16 protein-coding genes and 1 rRNA gene are annotated in these 18,881 nt (G+C 48.5%); 13 read left to right on the top strand and 4 right to left on the bottom strand.

Annotation, left to right across the window (positions count from 1 at the left end; genetic code table 11):
• Nucleotides 1-67 precede the first annotated feature (67 nt).
• The 5 genes from B3D59_RS17480 (at nucleotide 68) to B3D59_RS17460 (ending at nucleotide 6,539) form a co-directional block, all read left to right on the top strand.
• Nucleotides 68-655, top strand: a complete 588-nt coding sequence (locus B3D59_RS17480; protein ID WP_004071595.1) for a helix-turn-helix domain-containing protein — start codon at nucleotides 68-70, stop codon at nucleotides 653-655.
• 11 nt (nucleotides 656-666) lie between these two features.
• The gene (locus B3D59_RS17475) at nucleotides 667-1,953 is read left to right on the top strand and encodes a 3-isopropylmalate dehydratase large subunit (protein WP_286822425.1); all 1,287 of its coding nucleotides are present in this window, start codon (nucleotides 667-669) and stop codon (nucleotides 1,951-1,953) included.
• Nucleotides 1,954-1,964: 11 nt separating this feature from the next.
• Entirely contained in the window at nucleotides 1,965-2,492 is a 528-nt protein-coding gene (leuD, locus tag B3D59_RS17470) for a 3-isopropylmalate dehydratase small subunit (RefSeq protein ID WP_286822424.1), read from the top strand.
• A gap of 466 nt (nucleotides 2,493-2,958) precedes the next feature.
• Complete coding sequence (locus B3D59_RS17465; RefSeq protein ID WP_286822423.1) at nucleotides 2,959-4,044, top strand: RelA/SpoT domain-containing protein; 1,086 nt, start codon at nucleotides 2,959-2,961, stop codon at nucleotides 4,042-4,044.
• Nucleotides 4,045-4,295: 251 nt separating this feature from the next.
• Nucleotides 4,296-6,539 carry a hypothetical protein gene (locus tag B3D59_RS17460; protein ID WP_286822422.1) on the top strand — a complete coding sequence of 748 codons (2,244 nt, stop codon included), beginning with the start codon at nucleotides 4,296-4,298 and terminating at the stop codon, nucleotides 6,537-6,539.
• A gap of 337 nt (nucleotides 6,540-6,876) precedes the next feature.
• On the opposite strand, the gene B3D59_RS17455 is transcribed toward B3D59_RS17460, so the two are convergent.
• Both B3D59_RS17455 and polA read right to left on the bottom strand, forming a co-directional pair.
• On the bottom strand, nucleotides 6,877-7,710 hold the full coding sequence (locus B3D59_RS17455; RefSeq protein ID WP_286822421.1) for an NAD(+)/NADH kinase: 834 nt from the start codon (nucleotides 7,708-7,710) through the stop codon (nucleotides 6,877-6,879).
• A gap of 24 nt (nucleotides 7,711-7,734) precedes the next feature.
• Nucleotides 7,735-10,425 (bottom strand): DNA polymerase I, encoded by a 2,691-nt coding sequence (polA, locus tag B3D59_RS17450; protein WP_286822420.1) that lies wholly within the window; start codon nucleotides 10,423-10,425, stop codon nucleotides 7,735-7,737.
• 84 nt (nucleotides 10,426-10,509) lie between these two features.
• Between polA and B3D59_RS17445 the strand changes: the two genes are divergently transcribed.
• Together B3D59_RS17445 and purN are read left to right on the top strand one after the other, a co-directional pair.
• Nucleotides 10,510-10,740 (top strand): hypothetical protein, encoded by a 231-nt coding sequence (locus B3D59_RS17445; protein ID WP_286822419.1) that lies wholly within the window; start codon nucleotides 10,510-10,512, stop codon nucleotides 10,738-10,740.
• A gap of 16 nt (nucleotides 10,741-10,756) precedes the next feature.
• Nucleotides 10,757-11,479: a phosphoribosylglycinamide formyltransferase gene (purN, locus tag B3D59_RS17440; protein ID WP_286822418.1), complete on the top strand. Its 723-nt coding sequence runs from the start codon at nucleotides 10,757-10,759 to the stop codon at nucleotides 11,477-11,479.
• Nucleotides 11,480-11,508: 29 nt separating this feature from the next.
• On the opposite strand, the gene B3D59_RS17435 is transcribed toward purN, so the two are convergent.
• Complete coding sequence (locus B3D59_RS17435; protein WP_286822417.1) at nucleotides 11,509-12,729, bottom strand: EAL and HDOD domain-containing protein; 1,221 nt, start codon at nucleotides 12,727-12,729, stop codon at nucleotides 11,509-11,511.
• 22 nt (nucleotides 12,730-12,751) lie between these two features.
• Complete coding sequence (locus B3D59_RS17430; RefSeq protein ID WP_286822416.1) at nucleotides 12,752-13,933, bottom strand: TraB/GumN family protein; 1,182 nt, start codon at nucleotides 13,931-13,933, stop codon at nucleotides 12,752-12,754.
• Nucleotides 13,934-14,063: 130 nt separating this feature from the next.
• On the opposite strand from B3D59_RS17430, the gene B3D59_RS17425 reads away from it, so the two are divergent.
• The 6 genes from B3D59_RS17425 to B3D59_RS17400 form a co-directional block, all read left to right on the top strand.
• Nucleotides 14,064-14,252: a hypothetical protein gene (locus tag B3D59_RS17425; RefSeq protein WP_004071621.1), complete on the top strand. Its 189-nt coding sequence runs from the start codon at nucleotides 14,064-14,066 to the stop codon at nucleotides 14,250-14,252.
• Entirely contained in the window at nucleotides 14,224-15,225 is a 1,002-nt protein-coding gene (locus tag B3D59_RS17420; RefSeq protein WP_286822415.1) for an iron transporter, read from the top strand. Before B3D59_RS17425 ends, B3D59_RS17420 begins: the two co-directional genes overlap by 29 nt.
• Nucleotides 15,185-16,894 carry a DNA repair protein RecN gene (gene recN, locus B3D59_RS17415; protein ID WP_286822414.1) on the top strand — a complete coding sequence of 570 codons (1,710 nt, stop codon included), beginning with the start codon at nucleotides 15,185-15,187 and terminating at the stop codon, nucleotides 16,892-16,894. Before B3D59_RS17420 ends, recN begins: the two co-directional genes overlap by 41 nt.
• Before the next feature lie 257 nt (nucleotides 16,895-17,151).
• Nucleotides 17,152-17,391, top strand: coding sequence for an FmdB family zinc ribbon protein (locus tag B3D59_RS17410; RefSeq protein WP_286822413.1), 240 nt, complete (start codon nucleotides 17,152-17,154; stop codon nucleotides 17,389-17,391).
• A 15-nt stretch (nucleotides 17,392-17,406) separates the two neighbouring features.
• Complete coding sequence (locus tag B3D59_RS17405) at nucleotides 17,407-18,264, top strand: glycerophosphodiester phosphodiesterase (RefSeq protein WP_286822412.1); 858 nt, start codon at nucleotides 17,407-17,409, stop codon at nucleotides 18,262-18,264.
• 342 nt (nucleotides 18,265-18,606) lie between these two features.
• Nucleotides 18,607-18,881 (top strand): 16S ribosomal RNA (locus B3D59_RS17400); the annotation flags it as partial.

Here is an 18,881-nt window from a genome sequence, read left to right as displayed (position 1 = left end):
GTATTGACACCAAGCAAAAATTCACTAATCTTTAACAAGAATAATAAATACTGAATTTAGGAAATGAATGAAAATTAAACTGGGCCCGTTATTGCGGGCCATTCGAAATTCACGGCATCTGACCATCAAAGAGGTGGCATCAAAAGCCGGGGTCAGTTCAAGTCTGTTGTCCCAGATTGAACGCAACCGCATATCCCCGTCTCTGGATACCCTGCTGGAATTGTTGGAAGTCTACGGGGTCTCTCCGGAGAAGTTTTTTAAAGATTATGAAACCATGAACCGGGTGGAGATTATAAAAAAGGACCAGCGCCGGGTTTACCAGCGCAAGGGGTTTAAATATGAAACCCTGAGTGGATACAGCCAGTCCAAAGGCAACCACTCATTTACCGCCTTTTTTCTTGAGCTTGCCCCGGGACAGAAGCGGGGGGATGAGAATGACGGCCATCTTGGCCGGGAACTCGGGATTGTGGTTAACGGTTGTGGTCAGTTGATTTACGGCGGGGATGTCTACGATATCAGTGACGGGGATACCCTCTCTTTTTCGTCACAGATACCCCATGTGATTAAAAATACCGGTAAGGATTTGTTTCAGGCCTACTGGATTGTCACACCGGCTGACGGTGAAGATTATTTTGGTGAAGGAAATAACAAGTAATGGAGAGTGCCATGGGAAAAACAATTGCTGAGAAAATTTTTGACGCCCATCTGGTGGACAAACCCTTCGGGGATGTCAGCGTCCTGCGCCTGGATCGGGTTTTTTGTCATGAGATTACCACCCCGATTGCGATCCAGGACCTGGTTGCGCGGGGAAAAGACCGGGTGTTTGATCCGGATAAAATCAAGGCGGTGATTGATCATGTTTCACCGGCCAAGGATTCCAAAACCGCAATGCAGGGAAAAATTCTGCGGGACTGGGCCTTGCGTCACGGTATAAAAGATTTTTTTGATATCGGCCAGAACGGGGTCTGCCATGCCCTGTTTCCTGAAAAAGGGTTTGTCCGTCCCGGATTCACCATCATTATGGGCGACTCCCATACCTGCACCCACGGGGCATTTGGTGCCTTTGCCGCGGGCGTGGGCACCACCGATCTGGAGGTGGGTATTCTAAAGGGTGTGTGTACTTTTAAACAGCCGGAAACCTTTAAAATTGAAATCACCGGCACCCTTCGTCCGGGCGTATATGCCAAGGATATTATTCTTGAGGTGATTCGTCAGATTTCAGTGAACGGGGCGACCAATATGGTCATTGAGTTTACCGGCCCTGTGGTGGATGCCATGGGCATGGACCAGCGCATGACCCTTGCCAATATGGCCGTGGAGGCCGGTGCCACATCGGGTATCTGTCTGCCGGACATGACAACGGTACAGTATCTGTGGCCTTTTATTAAGGATGAGTTCGAAAGCCCCGAGGAGGCTCTGGCACAATATTCCCGGTTCAGTTCCGATCCGGATGCCGTCTATGCAAAGACAAAAACCATTGATGTCACCAGCCTTGAACCCATGGTGACCTTTGGATTCAAACCGGACAATGTTAAACCGGTCTCCCAGATGACGGGTACGCACGTGGATCAGGTTTACATCGGTTCCTGTACCAATGGGCGTCTGGAGGATCTTCGCGAGGCAGCCGCCGAGGTGGCAGGTAAAAAAATCAGCCCCGGAGTACGGGCCATTGTATCTCCGGCCACACCTGATATTTTTAAGGCGGCACTGGATGAAGGATTGATTAAAATTTTTATGGATGCCGGGTTTTGCGTGACCAACCCCACCTGCGGGGCCTGTCTTGGCATGAGTAACGGTGTTCTGGCTGAAGGGGAGGTGGCTGCGTCCACCACCAACAGAAATTTTAACGGACGAATGGGCAAAGGCGGCATGGTTCATCTCATGAGCCCGGCCACGGCGGCGGCCACCGCACTCCATGGTGTGATCACTCATTCTGACCGGTTTAAAAGTTAGGGAGGTATATTATGAAAGACTTTGAAGGAAATATGCTCTGCCTGGACCGGGCAGATATCAATACCGACGAAATTATTCCGGCCAGATACCTGACGGAAAGTTCAAAATCCGCCTTGAAACCACACCTGCTTGAAGATTTAATCCTGGAGGGCTTTAATCCCCAGACCGATTTGAAAGATATCCGTGTGATTTTATCCCGGGGCAATTTCGGGTGTGGCTCTTCCAGGGAGCATGCGCCCTGGGCACTGGAAGCTAACGGCATCAATGTGGTCATCGCCCCAAGCTTTGCCCGGATTTTCAGGCAGAATATGTTTAATTGCGGCATGATGGCCATTGAATTGCCTGAAGATAAGGTCCAGGCCCTGTTCGAGCTGGGTGCGGGCAAAGATGCCCGGCTTTGCATAGATGTGGAAAGCCAGACCATCACCGCAACCAATGGCAGCGGCAAAGAACTGAAACTTGAATTCCCTGTTTCACAATTTGACAAAACCCTGGTAAAAACCGGCGGCTGGGTAGAGTTCGCAGATAAAAATTATTAATTAGCGCCTGAATGAAAACCGCGTGTTTGGACTGCTCGTAAGAGGGGCGTATGCCCACAAAGTTGCCCGGATGCTCATAAAATTTAACCCCCTCACGGTTGTGAGGGGGTTACGTTTTTTTGTTAACATTATCTTGAAAAAATATAGGCCTTCCCAGATAATGTTAATGTTTTTAGCATTGATTTTTTTCACATTTATGCCGATCTGGTTATTCTTCCTTTTCGGATATTATTCTGTTAGATAAGTCACTATGAAAGATAAACGGAAATCACAGATCAACTTGTTGGACGAAGCCCTAACGGGCTTACAGAGATGGTTTAGATGCTTTGACCCAAGGGACGAACATCGTGCAAAACTCACCCGATAAATCGGGTTCGTCCAACAAATAAGTTGAAGACGGGCATCAACCTGCTGGCCTTTTTTTGACCGCGTGGCGGGTGCTTAACTTAATGTTCGATATAAAAAAATGAATCTATACAAAACAATAAATTTTCCTGGTGGCTCCAAATCAAAGGTAAATGATGCTGGGGATAGAGTTCGAGATGATATCTCCACCCTCGCTGATATAAAAACAATAGAAGACTGGAGGGCTGCGCACCGAGCTGTATTGAATACTTTTCAGGCTATACTACGAACAAGGACCAAAAACTCTAAAGCAGTTGTGGCTCAGAGGCACAAAAGAAGAAACACTATTGTAGGGAAGCTTCTTAGATTTCCTAAAATGCAGTTATCAAGAATGGATGATGTTGCAGGGTGTAGAATAATATTTCCATCAGTTAAAGAATTAAAAAAATTTCGAAGTCACATACACAAGGCACGATTCAAACATAAAAGAAAAAACGATCCTGACAAGTACAATTATATTTTAAATCCAAAGAAAACTGGATACAGAGGAATACATGACGTTTATTCCTATGATGTCAATTCCGAGTCAGGGAGACACCTTAAAGGCTTATTGGTTGAAATTCAATATCGAACAAAAGTTCAGCATGCTTGGGCAACTGCTGTAGAAGTAATTGGTTTCATAACCGAAAGTCAGCCTAAGTTTGAAGAAGGAGATACTCGATACCAATATGCAATGGCGTTAGCAAGTGAAATATTAGCAAGATCTTTTGAAGAAATGAAAGGCCCTTTTCCTGAGCTATGTGATTCCGAACTAATATTGAAATTTTTAGATATAGATTCAGAGCTTGGTTTAATAAAAACGTTTAAAGGTCTTAATTCTGCCAAAACTTCTGTAAATGATAAAAAGAATAGTATTTTAATCTTCTCAGAAGATGGCAATTTGGAAGTGAAATCTTATAAAGATTCTACTGAGGCACTTAGGGCTTTGTTTGAATTAGAGAAAGAGTTGGTTGGTTGTGATATTGTATTGGTCAAGGCAGACAGCTCAGAGGAGATAAGATACGCATTCAAGAACTATTTTACTGATGCTAAAGACTTTATAAAATACATTGAGACAGGATGTGAAAAGCTAAGTCACAAACATATTATTGATAAAAAAACATTAGAAAAAGCTATTGAACAAAACGCTGCAGCCGACCCGGGCTAGCGGGTTTTTGAAAGGTCTGATAAATGGGGTCAGAGCAAAATTAAATTTTTTGGTGCTCACCCGCTAATACTTTGATTTAGAATTAACTTATTATTTCAGATAGTTATAATAAGTAAACCCATTGCTTTCACTCTCTGTTTTTCATGGAATTTCAGAGTATTAGAATGACCAAAATCATAATCAAAGTATTAGCGGGTGAGCACCGGATTCTGCTTCTCCGCGTTTAACCTTTAACATAAGGAAACTTTTAAATGGAACATACCTCTAATGCAACACATCGCTGGAGATTCTGTCGTCTGGGTGGATTTGATCAGGTACGCCTGGAAAGAGCTGAAGACCTTCAGCATCTAATGGAGCTTGATCAAAAACTTTGGGCTGCGCTCAGTTGTCCGGTTAATGGTCTGGAATTCGATTCCAGAACTCTGGCTATGCTTGACAGTGATTCCGATGGGCGGGTGCGTGTTCAGGAGGTTCTGGCTGCAGTAAACTGGATCTGTTCGGTACTCAATAGTCTGGATTCGGTAATGGCTGGTTCCAGCGAACTGCCTCTGCAGGCTATCGACGACAGTAATCCGGAGGGACAGCAACTGCTTGCTTCGGCCAGACAACTCCTTACCTATCTTGGCAAATCCGAGGCTGACCGTATCACCATTGAAGATGTTGCCGACACCTCCCTGCTGCTTCACGATTCAGCTTTCAACGGCGATGGCATCATCTCGACCCACTCGGCTGAGGACGAAGAAACAAGGACGCTTATTGAGGAAATCATGACCTGTGTCGGCAGTGATGAGGATCGCAGCGGTCTGCCAGGCATTTCCCGGGAACGGATCGACCTCTTTTTCGAGTCTGCGCGATTGTATACAGAGTGGTGGGCAAAGGCGACCAGCAATCCTGCTGTCCTGCCATTTGGTGAGACCACTACGGATGTCGCTGCAGTGTTCAGCTCCCTGAAGAACAAAATTGACGATTTCTTTGTGCGCTGCAGCCTGGCGGCTTTTGACGCTAAAGCCGAGGAGCCTCTCAACCCCTCGATTGTCACCTACGAAGCCATTGCCGGCCAGGATCTGCATGGTGCGACCGAAGAACTGGAGCGTTTTCCTCTGGCGCACATTCAGGCTGGGCGTGCCCTGCCACTAAAGGAGGGGCTCAACCCGGCCTGGGCTGGCCCCATGAAGCAGTTCGTAAAGATGATTGTCGCTCCGTCGTTCGGATCGCTGGAGCAGCTTGACGAGGATCAATGGCAGCAGATCAAAGCCAATTTTGCCGCCTACGAGGCCTGGAGCGCCGAAAAAAGTGGGGTGGAGGTCGAACCGCTGGGTCTTGAGCGGATACAGACAATACTGCAGAGCTCACAGCGGGAACGACTGGAAGAACTTATCCAACGTGATCTGGAACTGACAGAACAGGTTGATACCATTGTCAAGGTTGAGAAGCTGGTACATTTCAACCGGGATCTTTACCGTTTGCTCAATAATTTTGTTGCTTTTCGCGATTTCTATGCCCAGGGCCGCAAAGCCATTTTCCAGTCCGGTACGCTCTTTATTGATGGCCGGGCCTGCGAACTTTGTGTCAGGGTGGCAAGTATCGACACCCATAGCCCGCTCGCCAGTCTGAGCAGGACATACCTGGCGTACTGCAACTGCAAGCGTCGCAACAGCAGTGAGGCTATGATCATCGCCGCTGCTTTTACCGGGGGTGACTCAGACAATCTGATGGTCGGTCGAAACGGTGTGTTTTACGATGCCAAGGGTGATGACTGGGATGCGACAATCGTCAAAATCATCGACCATCCGATCAGCGTCTCTCAGGCGTTTTGGTCACCCTATAAACGCATTGGCCGCATGATCGGCGAGCAGCTTGAAAAATTTGCCGCCGCGAAAGATAAAGCGGTGGACAGCGGCACCAGTGCCGGGATAGCCGACGTGGGAAATAAGGCGGCTGCCGGTGCGAAACCAGCTCCGCCTTTTGATGTGGGCAAATTTGCTGGTATCTTCGCAGCCATCGGTTTGGCTTTGGGTGCTATCGGCACTGCAGTCGCTGCGATTATTGGCGGCTTCATGGGCCTGTCTGTTTGGCAAATGCCGTTGGCTTTCGGTGGCATAATACTTGTTATTTCAGGTCCATCCATGCTGATCGCCTTTCTCAAGCTGCGGCAGCGCAACCTCGGCCCTATTCTTGACGCCAACGGCTGGGCGGTCAATACCAAGGCCCGCATCAACATCCCGTTCGGCGCCACGCTCACCAAGATGGCGGAGTTGCCCAAAGGCGCCGAACGGACCCTGGTCGATCCCTTTGCCGAAAAAAAACCCCACTGGAAACGATGGGTATTTCTGCTGATACTGCTCACGGTCCTGGGTTTTGCCTGGAACAAGGGCTATATTCAGCAAATCAGCCAGAAAATTACGGCCAGAATAGCAGGTCAAACAAGCAATGGTCAAACGCAACCTGCGCCTGAACCATCTCAGGAACAGAAGCCTGAACCTGCAGCTAAATAATTCACTAAAAGTATGGAGAATTTCTCGCCGGACCAATACTGGTCCGGGTCTATAAATGGGGTCAGAGTAAAATTAAATTTTTTAATTTTACCTATAAATTGAACCATTATTTTGAAAATAATTTTACTCTGACCCTAATTATTTCTTGCCTGCCCCGCTTGCAAGTGCTGACGCGCTGTTGAGGCAACTGCAACACCCCGGTCATCGTGCCGCGTCAATGGCATTGCGTTGTTTGAGGGGCGGCGTTCCGGTTAGCGTCATTGTTCGACCCTGCCGAGGGATGCTTCCATGGAAGGATTATACCTTTATAATCCGCATAAAACAGTGGAGCTGGCTGTCAGGACCTGCCGCCGCTCCAGTGCAGCCGTGTTTTCAGCACCCTGAAATAGGAGTGGGGTTCAAAGGAGATCATTTTTACGCTGTGGCGGCTTTTTTGAATATAAATCCTGTCTCGGGAGGTATCCATATCAAAACCCTCCTGGCCGTCCAGGGTCAAAATCATATCCTCAGGGCTGCCTTTGAGGCTGATTTCGATCTGCATATGGTCCGGGATGAGTAACGGCCGGTTGGTCAGGGTAAAGGGACAGATCGGGGTCAAAATGGTGGATGGCACCTCGGGATGAACTACAGGCCCGCCTGCGGCCAGGGAATAGGCCGTCGATCCAGTCGGCGTGGCCACAATCAGACCATCGGCCCGGTAGGTGGTCAAGTAGGTGTCATCCAAATAGACGGCGCATGAGGCAAGCCTCGACAGGGCCGCCTTATTGATGACCGCATCATTCAGCACATCTTCGTCCACAATGCACTGACTGTCCCGGATCACCCGGATATTGAGGCGGCTGCGTTCCCGGATAAGATAATCCCCGTTAAACACTGTCTCAACCACCTTGCAAAGAAGATCCTCCGTGGTTTCAGCAAGAAATCCGACTTCACCGAATTTGACGCCCATCAGGGGGATGTCCGAATCACCGATATATCGGGCCACACTTAAAAATGTGCCGTCTCCGCCAAGCACAACAATGCAGATCAGATCTTCGGGGATGGGTGGCGGCGTCGGAGCCTGGGTGTCAATGACCAGGCACCTGTCCCCTATGTGCCGGATCAATTCCCGGGCTTTCTCCTGGGCGTGATCTTCGTCTTTTATTACAAGTCCGATGCGCTGCTTACTCACGTTTTTCCTCTTGTCTGTTTGGGGTTAGTGTTCCGCCTCGGCCCAGTTGGCGCCGGCACCAAAGTTGACTTTTAAAGGCACCTTCAGAGGCGTAACGTTTTCCATAACCTGCTTTGCCATGGCCATGAGTTTGTCTTTTTCCTGTTCAGGGGTTTCAAAAATGATTTCATCGTGCACGGATAAGAGCATCTTTGACGCCATTCTTTCCGTTGCAAGGGCTGCCTGCATTTTGATCATGGCAAGCTTGATCAAATCCGCAGCACTCCCCTGGATGGGCGTATTCACGGCAGCTCTTTGCGCGAAGTTTCGTAAATTGGCGTTAGATGAACGGATGTCATCCAGTCTTCGTTTTCTGCCGAAAAGGGTGGATACCTCGCAGGTTTCCCGGGTCTGCATGATGGTTTTATCAATAAAGGTTTTTACCCCGGCATAACGCTTGAAATAATTGTCAATGTAAATATCGGCCATCTTCCGGCTGATGCCCAGCTCATTGGCCAGGCGAAACGCGCCCATGCCATAGATGATGCCGAAGTTGATGGCTTTGGCCTGGCTGCGCATCTCATCCGTCACAAGACCGGGCAGCACCTGGAATACTTCCAGGGCCGTACGGGTATGAATATCCTCATCTTTCCGGAAGGATTCAATGAGAATGGGGTCCATGGCACAATGGGCCAGAAGCCGCAGTTCAATCTGGGAATAATCCGCGGAGATGAGGATGCAGCCGTCTGCCGGGATAAAGGCCTGCCGGATCTTTTTCCCTTCGGGTTTGCGAATGGGAATGTTCTGCAGATTAGGGTTGGACGATGACAGGCGGCCGGTGACGGTTATGGTCTGGTTAAAGGAGGTGTGGATGCGTCCGGTCTGCGGGTGTACCAGTGAAGACAGGGAATCCACATAAGTGGATTTCAGTTTGTCCAGGGTTCTGTACCGTAACAGTTTTTCAGGCAATTCATGGGTTTCGGCAAGTTGAGTGAGTACCTGGACATCCGTGGAATTCCCTGTTCTTTTGCGGGTCTTTTTAACGGTCTTAAGGCCTAACTTTTCAAACAGAATCACCCCAAGCTGCTGGGATGAATTGATGTTGAACTCTTCCCCGGCAAGTTCGTAGATTTTTTGCTCAAGGGTTTTCAGTTCTTCCTCAAACTCCAGGGACAATTGGCCAAGCACATCCGTATCCACACGGATTCCTGCCATCTCCATTTTTGCCAGAACGCAGATCAAAGGCACTTCAATGGTTTCCATCAAAGGGGTCAGCCCCTTGTCCTCGATCTGTTTTTTCAATACCGCATATGCCATCAATGTCAGATCTGCGTCCTCTGCCGCATACTCTGCGGCAAGGTCAAGGGGGACCTCCTGGAACCCGATCTGGTTTTTTCCTTTGCCGGTAACCTCTTCGTAGGAAACCATTTTGTACCCGAAAAGGTTCATGGCAATGCGGTCTAACCCATGTCCCCGGGTGCCGGGATTGAGCAGGTGTGAGGCGATCATGGTGTCAAACACAATGCCTTTGATCTCAATGCCGTATCGGGCCAGGACGATGAAGTCATATTTGATGTTCTGGCCCACTTTAGCGATGTCAGGATTTTCAAGCAATGGCTTGAAAATACGAAGGAGATCTTCTTTTTCCGGCATCGGTATCCCGCCTGTGTCGGTGTGTCCCACCGGAATGTAAAAACCGGCATCTTCCATATATGAAAAGGAGAGGCCCACAAGATCCGCCCGCATGGGGTCGATGTCTGTGGTCTCCGTATCAACGGCAAACACCCCTTTTTTTTCAAGCGCCGATGCCAGATGTTCCATGTCGGCAACGGTGTGGAGCATTTTATATTTTTTTTTTGATTTATCTGTTGTTTCAGAAAATTCCGAGGCAAGTGTTTTAAATTCAAATGACTGGAACAGTTCAAAGGCTTTGCGGGTGTTAATATCCTGTTCTTGTAGTTGAAAATCGCTTAGGGGCTGCTCAACATCCACATCCCGGTCAATGGTGGCAAGATCCCGGCTTAAATCGACCATCTTTTGGGAAGCTGTAAGGTTTTCATGCAGTTTTTTCTTTTTTTTCAGCTGGTCCAGATTCGTGTAGATATTGTTGATGGAGCCGTATTCGGCAATCAGTGCAACTGCGGTTTTCATGCCCACGCCTTTTACACCGGGGATGTTGTCTGAGGTGTCTCCGGCAAGGCCCAGCACGTCAATGAACTGTTCGGGTTCAAGTCCCATTTCCTCTTTTACCCCGGCCCGGTCTGTGACGGTATCCTTCATGGGATCCCACAGGATGCAGTCATCCGTGATCAACTGGATAAAATCTTTGTCTCCTGTGACCATGACCACCTTGAATCCCTGGGCCTGGGCAATGCGGGCGTAGGTACCCACAAGATCATCGGCCTCATATCCGGGTTTCTCGATAATGGGAATGTTCAATGCCTTGATAATCGCTTTGATGTCAGGGATCTGGATGGCCAGTTCTTCGGGCATGGGCGGACGGTTGGCTTTATATTCATCAAACATTTTATGGCGAAAGGTGGGGCCTTTGACATCAAAGAAAACGCCTGCGTATTTGGGTTGTTTGTCCTTAATCAGTTTAAGCAGGATCCGGGTGAATCCGAACGTTGCATTGGTGGGGTGTCCCTTTGAGGTAGAGAGGCTGCGGATGGCATGAAAGGCTCGATATAAAAATGCGCTGCCGTCAATTAGATAAATGGTGTTTTGTGCCGCCATAGTCGCTTCCTAAGGAAATTGTCTGTTGAATTATTATTTAATTAGCGGCATATATACTATCTTTTAAAGGAAAGGAGAAGTCTTATGTCTGAACAATCCCGGGCAAGGACCAACGCCGGAAAGTCCCGGCGGCGGCAAAACCGGTCAAAAATCTGTCATTGCTGCGGTGCCGATGTCATGTTCTGCTGGCAGTGTCGGTGCGGATTTTCCATGTGTCAATCCTGCATGTATGAAAATCAGTGGGGGATGACCTGCAACGGAATTACATGGGAATGCCCCGACTGCGGGGCTCAGAACGGGTATGGCAACCAATAGTGAAAGGAATAGCACCATGGCTGAAAAATTGAAGGTTGGCACATTGATATCCGGTGGCGGCACCAACCTGCAGGCCATTATTGATGCCTGCAACCAGGGGCGCATTGATGCGCAAATTGTTTTTACCGGATCAGACGTTGACGGCGTGAAAGGCCTGGCGCGGGCAAAAAAAGCAGGTATTGACACGTTTGTGGTGGATTATGCCCGGATCATTGCCGATTGTCGCAAGGCACGGGATATTGACAGCCTGCTTCCCAAAGATTTTGACCTTGACGTGATTCTTGGAAAACAGCGACTGGTGGATGTGGAAAAGAATCGTGAAAAAGCCCTGTTTTTTATAAAATCCAGGGTCATTGCCGAACGGCAGCTTTTGGACAATATTGAATCCTATGATATGGATTTGCTGGTTCTGGCCGGGTTCATGCGGGTGTTTACCCCTTATTTTATTGACCGGATTAATACCAACGCCTCGGGCCATCGGATCATGAATATCCATCCGGCCCTGCTGCCTGCATTCCCCGGTACCGACGGATACGGGGAGACCTTCCGGTATGGCTGCAAAATTGGTGGATGCACGGTTCACTTTGTTGACTACGGGGAAGATACAGGTCCCATCATCGGCCAGAAGGTATTTGAAATAGCTGATGGTGATACACTGGAAGATGTTAAATCAAAAGGGCTGCAAAAGGAGTGGGAACTTTATCCTGCCTGTATTCAGAAATTTGCCCAATCCCGCTGATGGATTTTCTGGTTGGCGCAATCAAAAAATCAGGGAGAAGCAAAAAAAGAATCCGCCATTTTTAAGGCGTCCATGTAAAAGACAGGTAGTTTTTGAATCAGTTGAGAATCTTTGTCTGCCTGAAACCGGTCATGGTCCCACTTTCCCTGTTCAAAGCTTGTGACCAGGTCATTGAGCTGGCTGAACATGCGGTCTTTGCCTAAAAGCGCATCCTTGATTTTTTCAGACAGGGCAATTTTTTCAAGAATGTCTTCCATGGGCATATCCAAAATGGCATCCATGCTTGAAAACAGCCCCACAGTGAATAATTCTCCCGGCGTAAACCGGGTTTTAATCACATCAGCGCATTGTTCGTACATTCGGGCCTTGATCATTGAAGACCGGATCAGCTCATTGGGCTTTTTCGGGTTCATTTCCGATACCACCACCACAGTGATAAATTTTTTCAATTCCTGCAGGCCCAAAAAAATGATGGCATCCTTGATCGTGTCTACGGCCGTGGTCCGCTTAAAATACGCTGAATTGATAAACGTCAAAAGCTTGAAAGAGATGGCCACATCATTTTTGATCATGTTCTCTATGACATTTAAGGCCAGTTCCTGCTTTGAGACCTCATTTAACAGTTTTAGGTTGCTGACCTGGTTGGCGGCCAGGCCTTTGTGTGATATGACTTCGGGTTTTGAAAAAAAATATCCCTGAAAAAGCTGGAACCCCATGGCTTTAGCCTGTTCAAACGCTTCGTGGGTCTCCACCTTTTCACACAACAGTGTAATATGCTTGAGTTCATTTTCCAGGAATTTTAGAATCGGGCCCAGGGTGTCCAGAGGTGTGGCCATAATATCAAACTTGATCATGTCGCACAGCTGAATCATTTCACTGAATTTATGATCATAAACAAAATCATCCAGGGCAATCCTGAACCCTTGGGATTTAAGAGACTTTAAGGCATTGATGATTTCTGGTTCAGGCTCAATGTCTTCTAAGACCTCAATGATAATATGCTCTTTGGGGAAAAGAAGCGGTGTCTGCTTGAGCAGAAGATCCCCGGTAAAATTGATCAGTCCGGGCTTGCCGGAAAGGATGTCATTGATTCCAAAGGAGAAAAAAGTGTTGGACAGCACACCGGATGTGGCCACAGACCCGTCGATATTTGGGAATACATTATCCAGGCCGAGCCTGAATAAAAGTTCATAACCAAAAATTTTTTTATCTGACGTGAATACAGGCTGGCGTGCAACAAAAATATCCATTGGACCCGAAACTCCTTTTTAATCAGGACAAAAGTTTAATCATCAACGGCAGGGCCGTCATGGTGCCGATGGAGGAGCCAAGATTGGTGAACACCACCACCAGCAGAATCCTAGTGACATTATTCCGCCAGAATCCCTTGACGGAGGTGATATCCTGAGGGATCGCCTCAAGATCGCGCACCTTGGGTTTGCGTGCAAATGCCTCCACAAGGCCTGCCACCCAGCCTGCTGCGATCATGGGGTTCAGGGAGGTAATCGGGGCGGCCACAAAGGATGATAAAATGGTGTATGGGTGGGCCAGGGCGATGAGTGCGCCGATGCCGGCAAAAATGCCGTTGGCCAGAACCCAGATCAAGATCATGTCGGTTCCGGCGCCTTTACCCCCCATGAGAAATCCGGCAATGAAAATCATGACGATCAGGCCCGGGATAAGCCATTTTAATACCTTTCCCACGTTACCGGCAGGCGGGAGTGTTTTGAGTGCGGCAAGGTCTATAGGGGTATCTTGATTGATATATTCTAAAATTCCGGGGACATGGGCCGCACCCACAACCGCCACGATTTTGTTTCCCTGCGCACTTCGTATGTTTTCGGCCAGGAACTGGTCCCGTTCATTAATCAGCACTTTCCCAATAATGGGGTGATCCTCTTTGATTTCCGAAAGCAGGGATTGAAGGATGTCCTGGTGCTTCATCTTTTCAATGTCTGTCTCTTCAATCTCTTCTGATTGGCCAAATGAGAGCACCATGGCAAATATCAGTTTTGTTTTTTCCCAGAATCCCATGCCCCGCCATATCCGGGAAAGGGTGGTTTGAATTTCCCTGTCCGCAGGGACGATAGCCGCACCTGCTTTTTCTGCCGCAGCAATGGCATTGATCATCTCCTGGCCGGGTTTGATGCCGAATTTATCGGCTATTTTTTTCTGGAACGAGGCCAGCAAAAGATTCATAAACAGCATCAGGGCCTTTTTTTCCTTGATGATCTTTACAATATCCATGTTCTGCCATCTGTCCTTATCCCGGATGGCAGCCAGTCGATTGCTGCACAACTCCACACATACGGTGTCAGGCTGTTCTGATTCTATGGTGTCCAAAACCAGCTGGGCGCTGTGCCGGGATACATGGGCTGTTCCGATAAGGATGATCTGCTTGCCGTCCCGGTCAAGAATGTGGATGTCGTTATGGTCCATGGGGTTTTCGCTCATTGTGCAACGCCGCCTTTATACTGAATAATGTTTAAGAAGAAAATAGTATTATAAACATTTAAAAATACATGGCAACACAAATTCAAGTCAAATATTGACCTTATCAAATGGTTCTGGTATTCAGCCAGTTATGAAATCCGTTGACGAACACATACTCCGAGTCACTAAGGAAATTATAGTCAAGTTCATTGAGATGGGCCGGCTGTCGCCTTCCAACGTCCATGAATCTTTCAAGGATGTTTACAAGACCGTCAATGATACCGTGAAAAAGAATCTGGATACGCCCCAAGATGCCTCATCCGGCTCCCCGAACGCCTGAATCCCGCGTGTTTAAGCGAGTACTGGCCGCAATTAAAGCAGGTTTGAAAAAAGGGTGGGACGGCCTGATCTGGCTGGTTAAAATTCTTGTGCCGATCTCCTTTGCAACGGCGTTAATGGTGCATTATCAGCTTTTGCACCACCTTGATTTTCTTTTACAGCCCATGATGAGCATGATCCATCTACCCGCATCTGCGGCCATTGTTCTGGTTATCGGCCTTTTTACAGGTATCTACGGCACTGTGGCTGCCCTGTCTGTTATGTCCTTTTCCATGGCGCATATGATCCTGATCGCCGTGTTTACCCTGATCTCCCATAATCTGATTCAGGAAAGCATGGTTCAGGCCAAATCAGGATTGCGGTTTTCAACGGCGTTTGCCTTCCGCCTGGTCATGTCCTTTGTTGTCACAATGATCTGCGGATGGATCATGGGGGTGGATCCCGACAGTGCCGGACCGGCCGGTGTGGCGGCTTTGCAGGCGGCACCGGGCCCGCTTGCCGTCATGCTGATTGACTGGGCCACAGGCACGGCCTGGCTGTGCTTAAAAATTTTGTGCATTATCATGACGTTGATGGTGGTCATGGAATTGGCAAGAACCTTTCGTATTATCGAGGCTGTGACGCGGATTACAGCCCCTGTTTTAAGGTTGCTGGGGCTGGACCGATCCTGTGCGCTGCTTTGGATGACCGCGGCGGTCTTTGGTCTGGCTTACGGGGCTGCCGTCATCGTTGAAGAGACAAAAAACGGTAGTCATGAACCCATGATCTTAACCCGGCTTCATCTCTCCATCGGGGTCAATCATGCCATGATTGAGGATCCGTCCTTATTTCTCTCTTTGGGTCTGCCTGCATTCTGGCTATGGGTCCCCAGGCTTGTGGCTGCCATGGCTGCCGCCTGGCTTCATATGGGGTTTTCTTTGGCAAGGAGATTTTATGCTGCACGCCCTGGTCATAAAAAACTTTGCGATCATTGAGGATTTGCGCATTGAATTCGGTCCCGGCCTTTCTGTGCTGACAGGGGAAACCGGGGCAGGAAAATCAATTATCATCCAGGCCGTAAATTTGCTTTTGGGATCACGGGCATCGGCTGATCTGGTACGTACCGGAAAGGACAATGCCGAACTGGAAGCTGTGTTTGACATCGCCCCCGATTCTCATGCTGCCCGGCTCATGGCGGATCAGGATATGGATATTGAAGAAGGCCTGATCATCAGACGGGTGGTTTCTGCCGAAGGTAAAAGCAAAATTTATATCAACGCCCGCCAAACCACTCTGGATTTTTTAAAACAGGTGACTGAAAATTTGGCCGGTGTATCCAGCCAGCATGCCCACCAGGGATTGCTTAAAGAAGATCAGCACCTGGATATCCTGGACGAGTTTGCCCAGACCCTTGATTTACGAAAAGATGTGGCAGCGCTGTACCGGCAGATTCTTCCTTTGAAAAAAGAGATCGCCGGTTTAAAGGCCGGAAAGGAAAAGGCTGAAAAGGAATTAGAACTGCTTCAATTTCAGGTGAATGAGATTGAAACCGCCAATATCCAGCCGGGAGAGGATGAAGAACTGGTTCAAAAACGCGATCAACTGCAGAATGCCGGGCAGATTTTTGAAGCTGTAAACGGTGCTGTGCATGATTTATATGACCGGGAGGGCTCGGTGCTGGATCAGATTTCAGGGTTGTCTGCCCGGTTTGGCCGATTTTGCGGAACCCATGAAAAACTGGGAGCCCTGGCCCGGCGCCTGGACGAAATATCCTATGAACTTCAGGATCTGGTCTCAGAGTTCAGATCCTTTGCCGCAGGTATTGATCTGGACCCCCAGTCCTTGGATCAGGTGGACCAGCGCCTGGATCAGATCGCAAGACTTAAACGTAAATATGGGGGCAGTCTTGACACCATATTTGAGCAATACCGGAACATGGCACAGACCGTGGCTGATATCCAGGGGATTGATGGGCGGATAGAACAGCTGGAACAAGAGCAGAAGGGCTTGGTGGTCCAGATTCGCCAAAAGGCAAAGGCCCTGTCCATGCGGCGGCAGAAAGAAGGTCTGGCCCTGGCAAGGCAGGCAAAGGCAGAGCTTGGGGTTCTTGAAATGGGCCGGGCCTCCTTTGAGGTGGATTTTTCTACCGACCCATGCGATGATCCCAGCGAACTTGTGACGGAAGATAAGGAAAAAATATTTATCACAGGCATGGACAGGGTGCGGTTTTTGCTCAGTCCAAACCCCGGGGAAACCCCAAAGCCTTTGGCAAAAATCGCCTCGGGCGGAGAACTGTCCCGGATTGTTCTGGCACTTAAGGCGGTGCTCTGCCGGGGCCAGTCCTTTGAGACCCTGATCTTTGATGAGGTGGATGCCGGTATTGGCGGTGCGACATCCGACAAGGTCGGGCTTAAACTTAAAGAATTGGGGCGGGTTCAACAGGTAATTTGTATTACCCATCTGGCCCAGATTGCCAGGTACGGCAACCATCAGTTCAGGATAACCAAAGAGGTGTCGGACGGTAGAACAGCCACCCGCATAACCCCCTTGAACTGTCAGGAAGAGAGGATCAAGGAACTTGCCCGGATGATTGGCGGCAGCCGGATCACCGATGCCACTCTTGTTCATGCCCGGGAACTTCTTGATACGGCACAGGAGTCTTGACAAACGCTGTCACTGCTTATATTTGGTAAACTATATAAAAACCATGGGTTGATATCTCAACTGCCGGGCATAGCCCGCAACAAAGGTTGAAAGATCTGAGTAACTTACCCAGACTTTCTTATAAAAAATATAAATATAGTGCCTGAACGAAAGCCCCGTGTTTGGACGAGTAGGTTGACCAGATGCAAGGCGCAAAAAAAAAAATGCAACGTCGCAGATGGGTGACTTCTCATCCAAACGTTATACAAGGAGTGAATATGCCGATATATGAATTCAAATGCAGTAAATGCGAAGAATTTTTTGAAGTGATAGTCATGGGGTCACAAGATGACCGGGAGGTTGTCTGCCCCAAATGTAGTTCCAAGGAGTTTCAGCGGGTGGTCTCGGCCAGCAACTATGCCATGGGTTCGTCAGGAAACTCTGCCCAGGGCGTACATACCCAGGAACGTACCTGCTCAAGCGGAACGTGCAAAACTTATACGGTTCCGGGAGGTTAGGGCCTCGGAATAATCATGCCCGGGTGTGTTGAAATTATCGCCCACCGCGGGGCCAGAAGTCTGGCCCCGGAAAATACCCTGGCGGCTGCCCGTCTGGCGCACAAACTGGGTGCTCACCGGTGGGAAACAGATGCCGTCCTGACCCGGGACGGGAACCTGGTGCTTTTCCATGATGAAACCCTGACCCGGTGTACCAATGCCGCCCAGGTGTTTGGATATGACTCCAAGGCACCTGAAAAAACAGTCTGGCCCGGACCCGGGGCCATAGACCGGTTGGACAGTCATCCCCTTATTGACTTGCAATTGCTGGATGCCGGAGGGTGGTTTGAGCAAAAGGACCCTTACGCCACTGTTCCCGAGATTGCCCCACATATTCTGGCCGCGTTTAAAGAAGAACCCATTCCTACGTTGTACGACGGTCTTGTTTTGACCAAAGAACTTGACTGGCGCATCAATATTGAACTCAAGGATCATGGCAATGAACCGGAACCTAACTTTCATCCGGCCCGGGTGCTGAGGGAGCTGGCGCGATCCGGTATTGCGCCTGCCCGGGTGACCCTTTCTTCATTCAACCACGACTGGCTTAGATTTCTGCGGCAACATGCCCCTGGATATGAAATTCAGGCCCTGGTAGGGGATCGTGATGAGGAGCCCTTAAACTTTAATGATCCTGTGTTCACCAGTGCTGAATTTGAGGTGCTCAATATAAACGCGTTGCTAGTTACGCTCTCAGATATCAGATCGCTGAAAGCCGCAGGCAAGCGTATTAATCTGTTTACGGTCAATACGCCCCATGATTACATGCGGTTAGTCAATGCCGGTGTTGACGGACTTTTTACGGATTTTCCCCAGCGCTTTATATCCCCTGTGTAGCTCAGGACTTTCTACGGGTCAGATTTTATGAGGCAGGCGTTTTTGGAGACCTGTCTAAATTAAAATCTGCATGCAGCGTTATTCCCAAGGTTAGTTTTTTTATTTTGTATGAAAAATAAATTTATCAAATCTTTTAGTGTGTTACAAATATTTTTGGCCGGCTGGAAAAAAATATTTGAAATTGATTAAAAAAAGATTTGACATTGATTAGAAAATGAAGGATATTGCTCTGGCTTCACGGGAAGGGCAAACGTTTCCGGGAAGATTTTTTTTGAGAGCAGTAAGTTTGATCTTTGAAAATTGGTCAGTGAAAAAGAAAAGAGCGGGTCAATGACAATGCGCTTGGAAGTGTAACAGCTTTAAGTGCAGACCNNGCTGGCGGCGTGCTTAACACATGCAAGTCGAACGAGAAAGGGATTGCTTGCAGTCCCGAGTAGAGTGGCGCACGGGTGAGTAACACGTAGATAATCTGCCTTCAAGCCTGGGATAACTATTCGAAAGGGTAGCTAATACCGGATAAAGTCGATCTACACAAGTAGATTGATGAAAGATTGCCTCTTCTTGAAAGCAATTGTTTGGAGATGAGTTTGCGTACCATTAGCTTGTTGGTGGGGTAA

Source organism: Desulfobacter sp. UBA2225 (assembly GCF_002348205.1).
GTDB classification, from domain to species: domain Bacteria; phylum Desulfobacterota; class Desulfobacteria; order Desulfobacterales; family Desulfobacteraceae; genus Desulfobacter; species Desulfobacter postgatei.
This window is presented reverse-complemented; position numbering and strand designations above follow the sequence as displayed.

Excerpts from the sequence above, each read along its gene's own strand:
- B3D59_RS17480 (WP_004071595.1), top strand. The coding sequence starts at position 68 with ATGAAAATTAAACTGGGCCCGTTATTGCGGGCCATTCGAAATTCACGG.
- B3D59_RS17475 (WP_286822425.1), top strand. The coding sequence starts at position 667 with ATGGGAAAAACAATTGCTGAGAAAATTTTTGACGCCCATCTGGTGGAC.
- leuD (WP_286822424.1), top strand. The coding sequence starts at position 1,965 with ATGAAAGACTTTGAAGGAAATATGCTCTGCCTGGACCGGGCAGATATC.
- B3D59_RS17465 (WP_286822423.1), top strand. The coding sequence starts at position 2,959 with ATGAATCTATACAAAACAATAAATTTTCCTGGTGGCTCCAAATCAAAG.
- B3D59_RS17460 (WP_286822422.1), top strand. The coding sequence starts at position 4,296 with ATGGAACATACCTCTAATGCAACACATCGCTGGAGATTCTGTCGTCTG.
- polA (WP_286822420.1), bottom strand. The coding sequence starts at position 10,425 with ATGGCGGCACAAAACACCATTTATCTAATTGACGGCAGCGCATTTTTA.
- B3D59_RS17445 (WP_286822419.1), top strand. The coding sequence starts at position 10,510 with ATGTCTGAACAATCCCGGGCAAGGACCAACGCCGGAAAGTCCCGGCGG.
- purN (WP_286822418.1), top strand. The coding sequence starts at position 10,757 with ATGGCTGAAAAATTGAAGGTTGGCACATTGATATCCGGTGGCGGCACC.
- B3D59_RS17435 (WP_286822417.1), bottom strand. The coding sequence starts at position 12,729 with ATGGATATTTTTGTTGCACGCCAGCCTGTATTCACGTCAGATAAAAAA.
- B3D59_RS17430 (WP_286822416.1), bottom strand. The coding sequence starts at position 13,933 with ATGAGCGAAAACCCCATGGACCATAACGACATCCACATTCTTGACCGG.
- B3D59_RS17425 (WP_004071621.1), top strand. The coding sequence starts at position 14,064 with ATGAAATCCGTTGACGAACACATACTCCGAGTCACTAAGGAAATTATA.
- B3D59_RS17420 (WP_286822415.1), top strand. The coding sequence starts at position 14,224 with ATGCCTCATCCGGCTCCCCGAACGCCTGAATCCCGCGTGTTTAAGCGA.
- recN (WP_286822414.1), top strand. The coding sequence starts at position 15,185 with ATGCTGCACGCCCTGGTCATAAAAAACTTTGCGATCATTGAGGATTTG.
- B3D59_RS17410 (WP_286822413.1), top strand. The coding sequence starts at position 17,152 with ATGCCGATATATGAATTCAAATGCAGTAAATGCGAAGAATTTTTTGAA.
- B3D59_RS17405 (WP_286822412.1), top strand. The coding sequence starts at position 17,407 with ATGCCCGGGTGTGTTGAAATTATCGCCCACCGCGGGGCCAGAAGTCTG.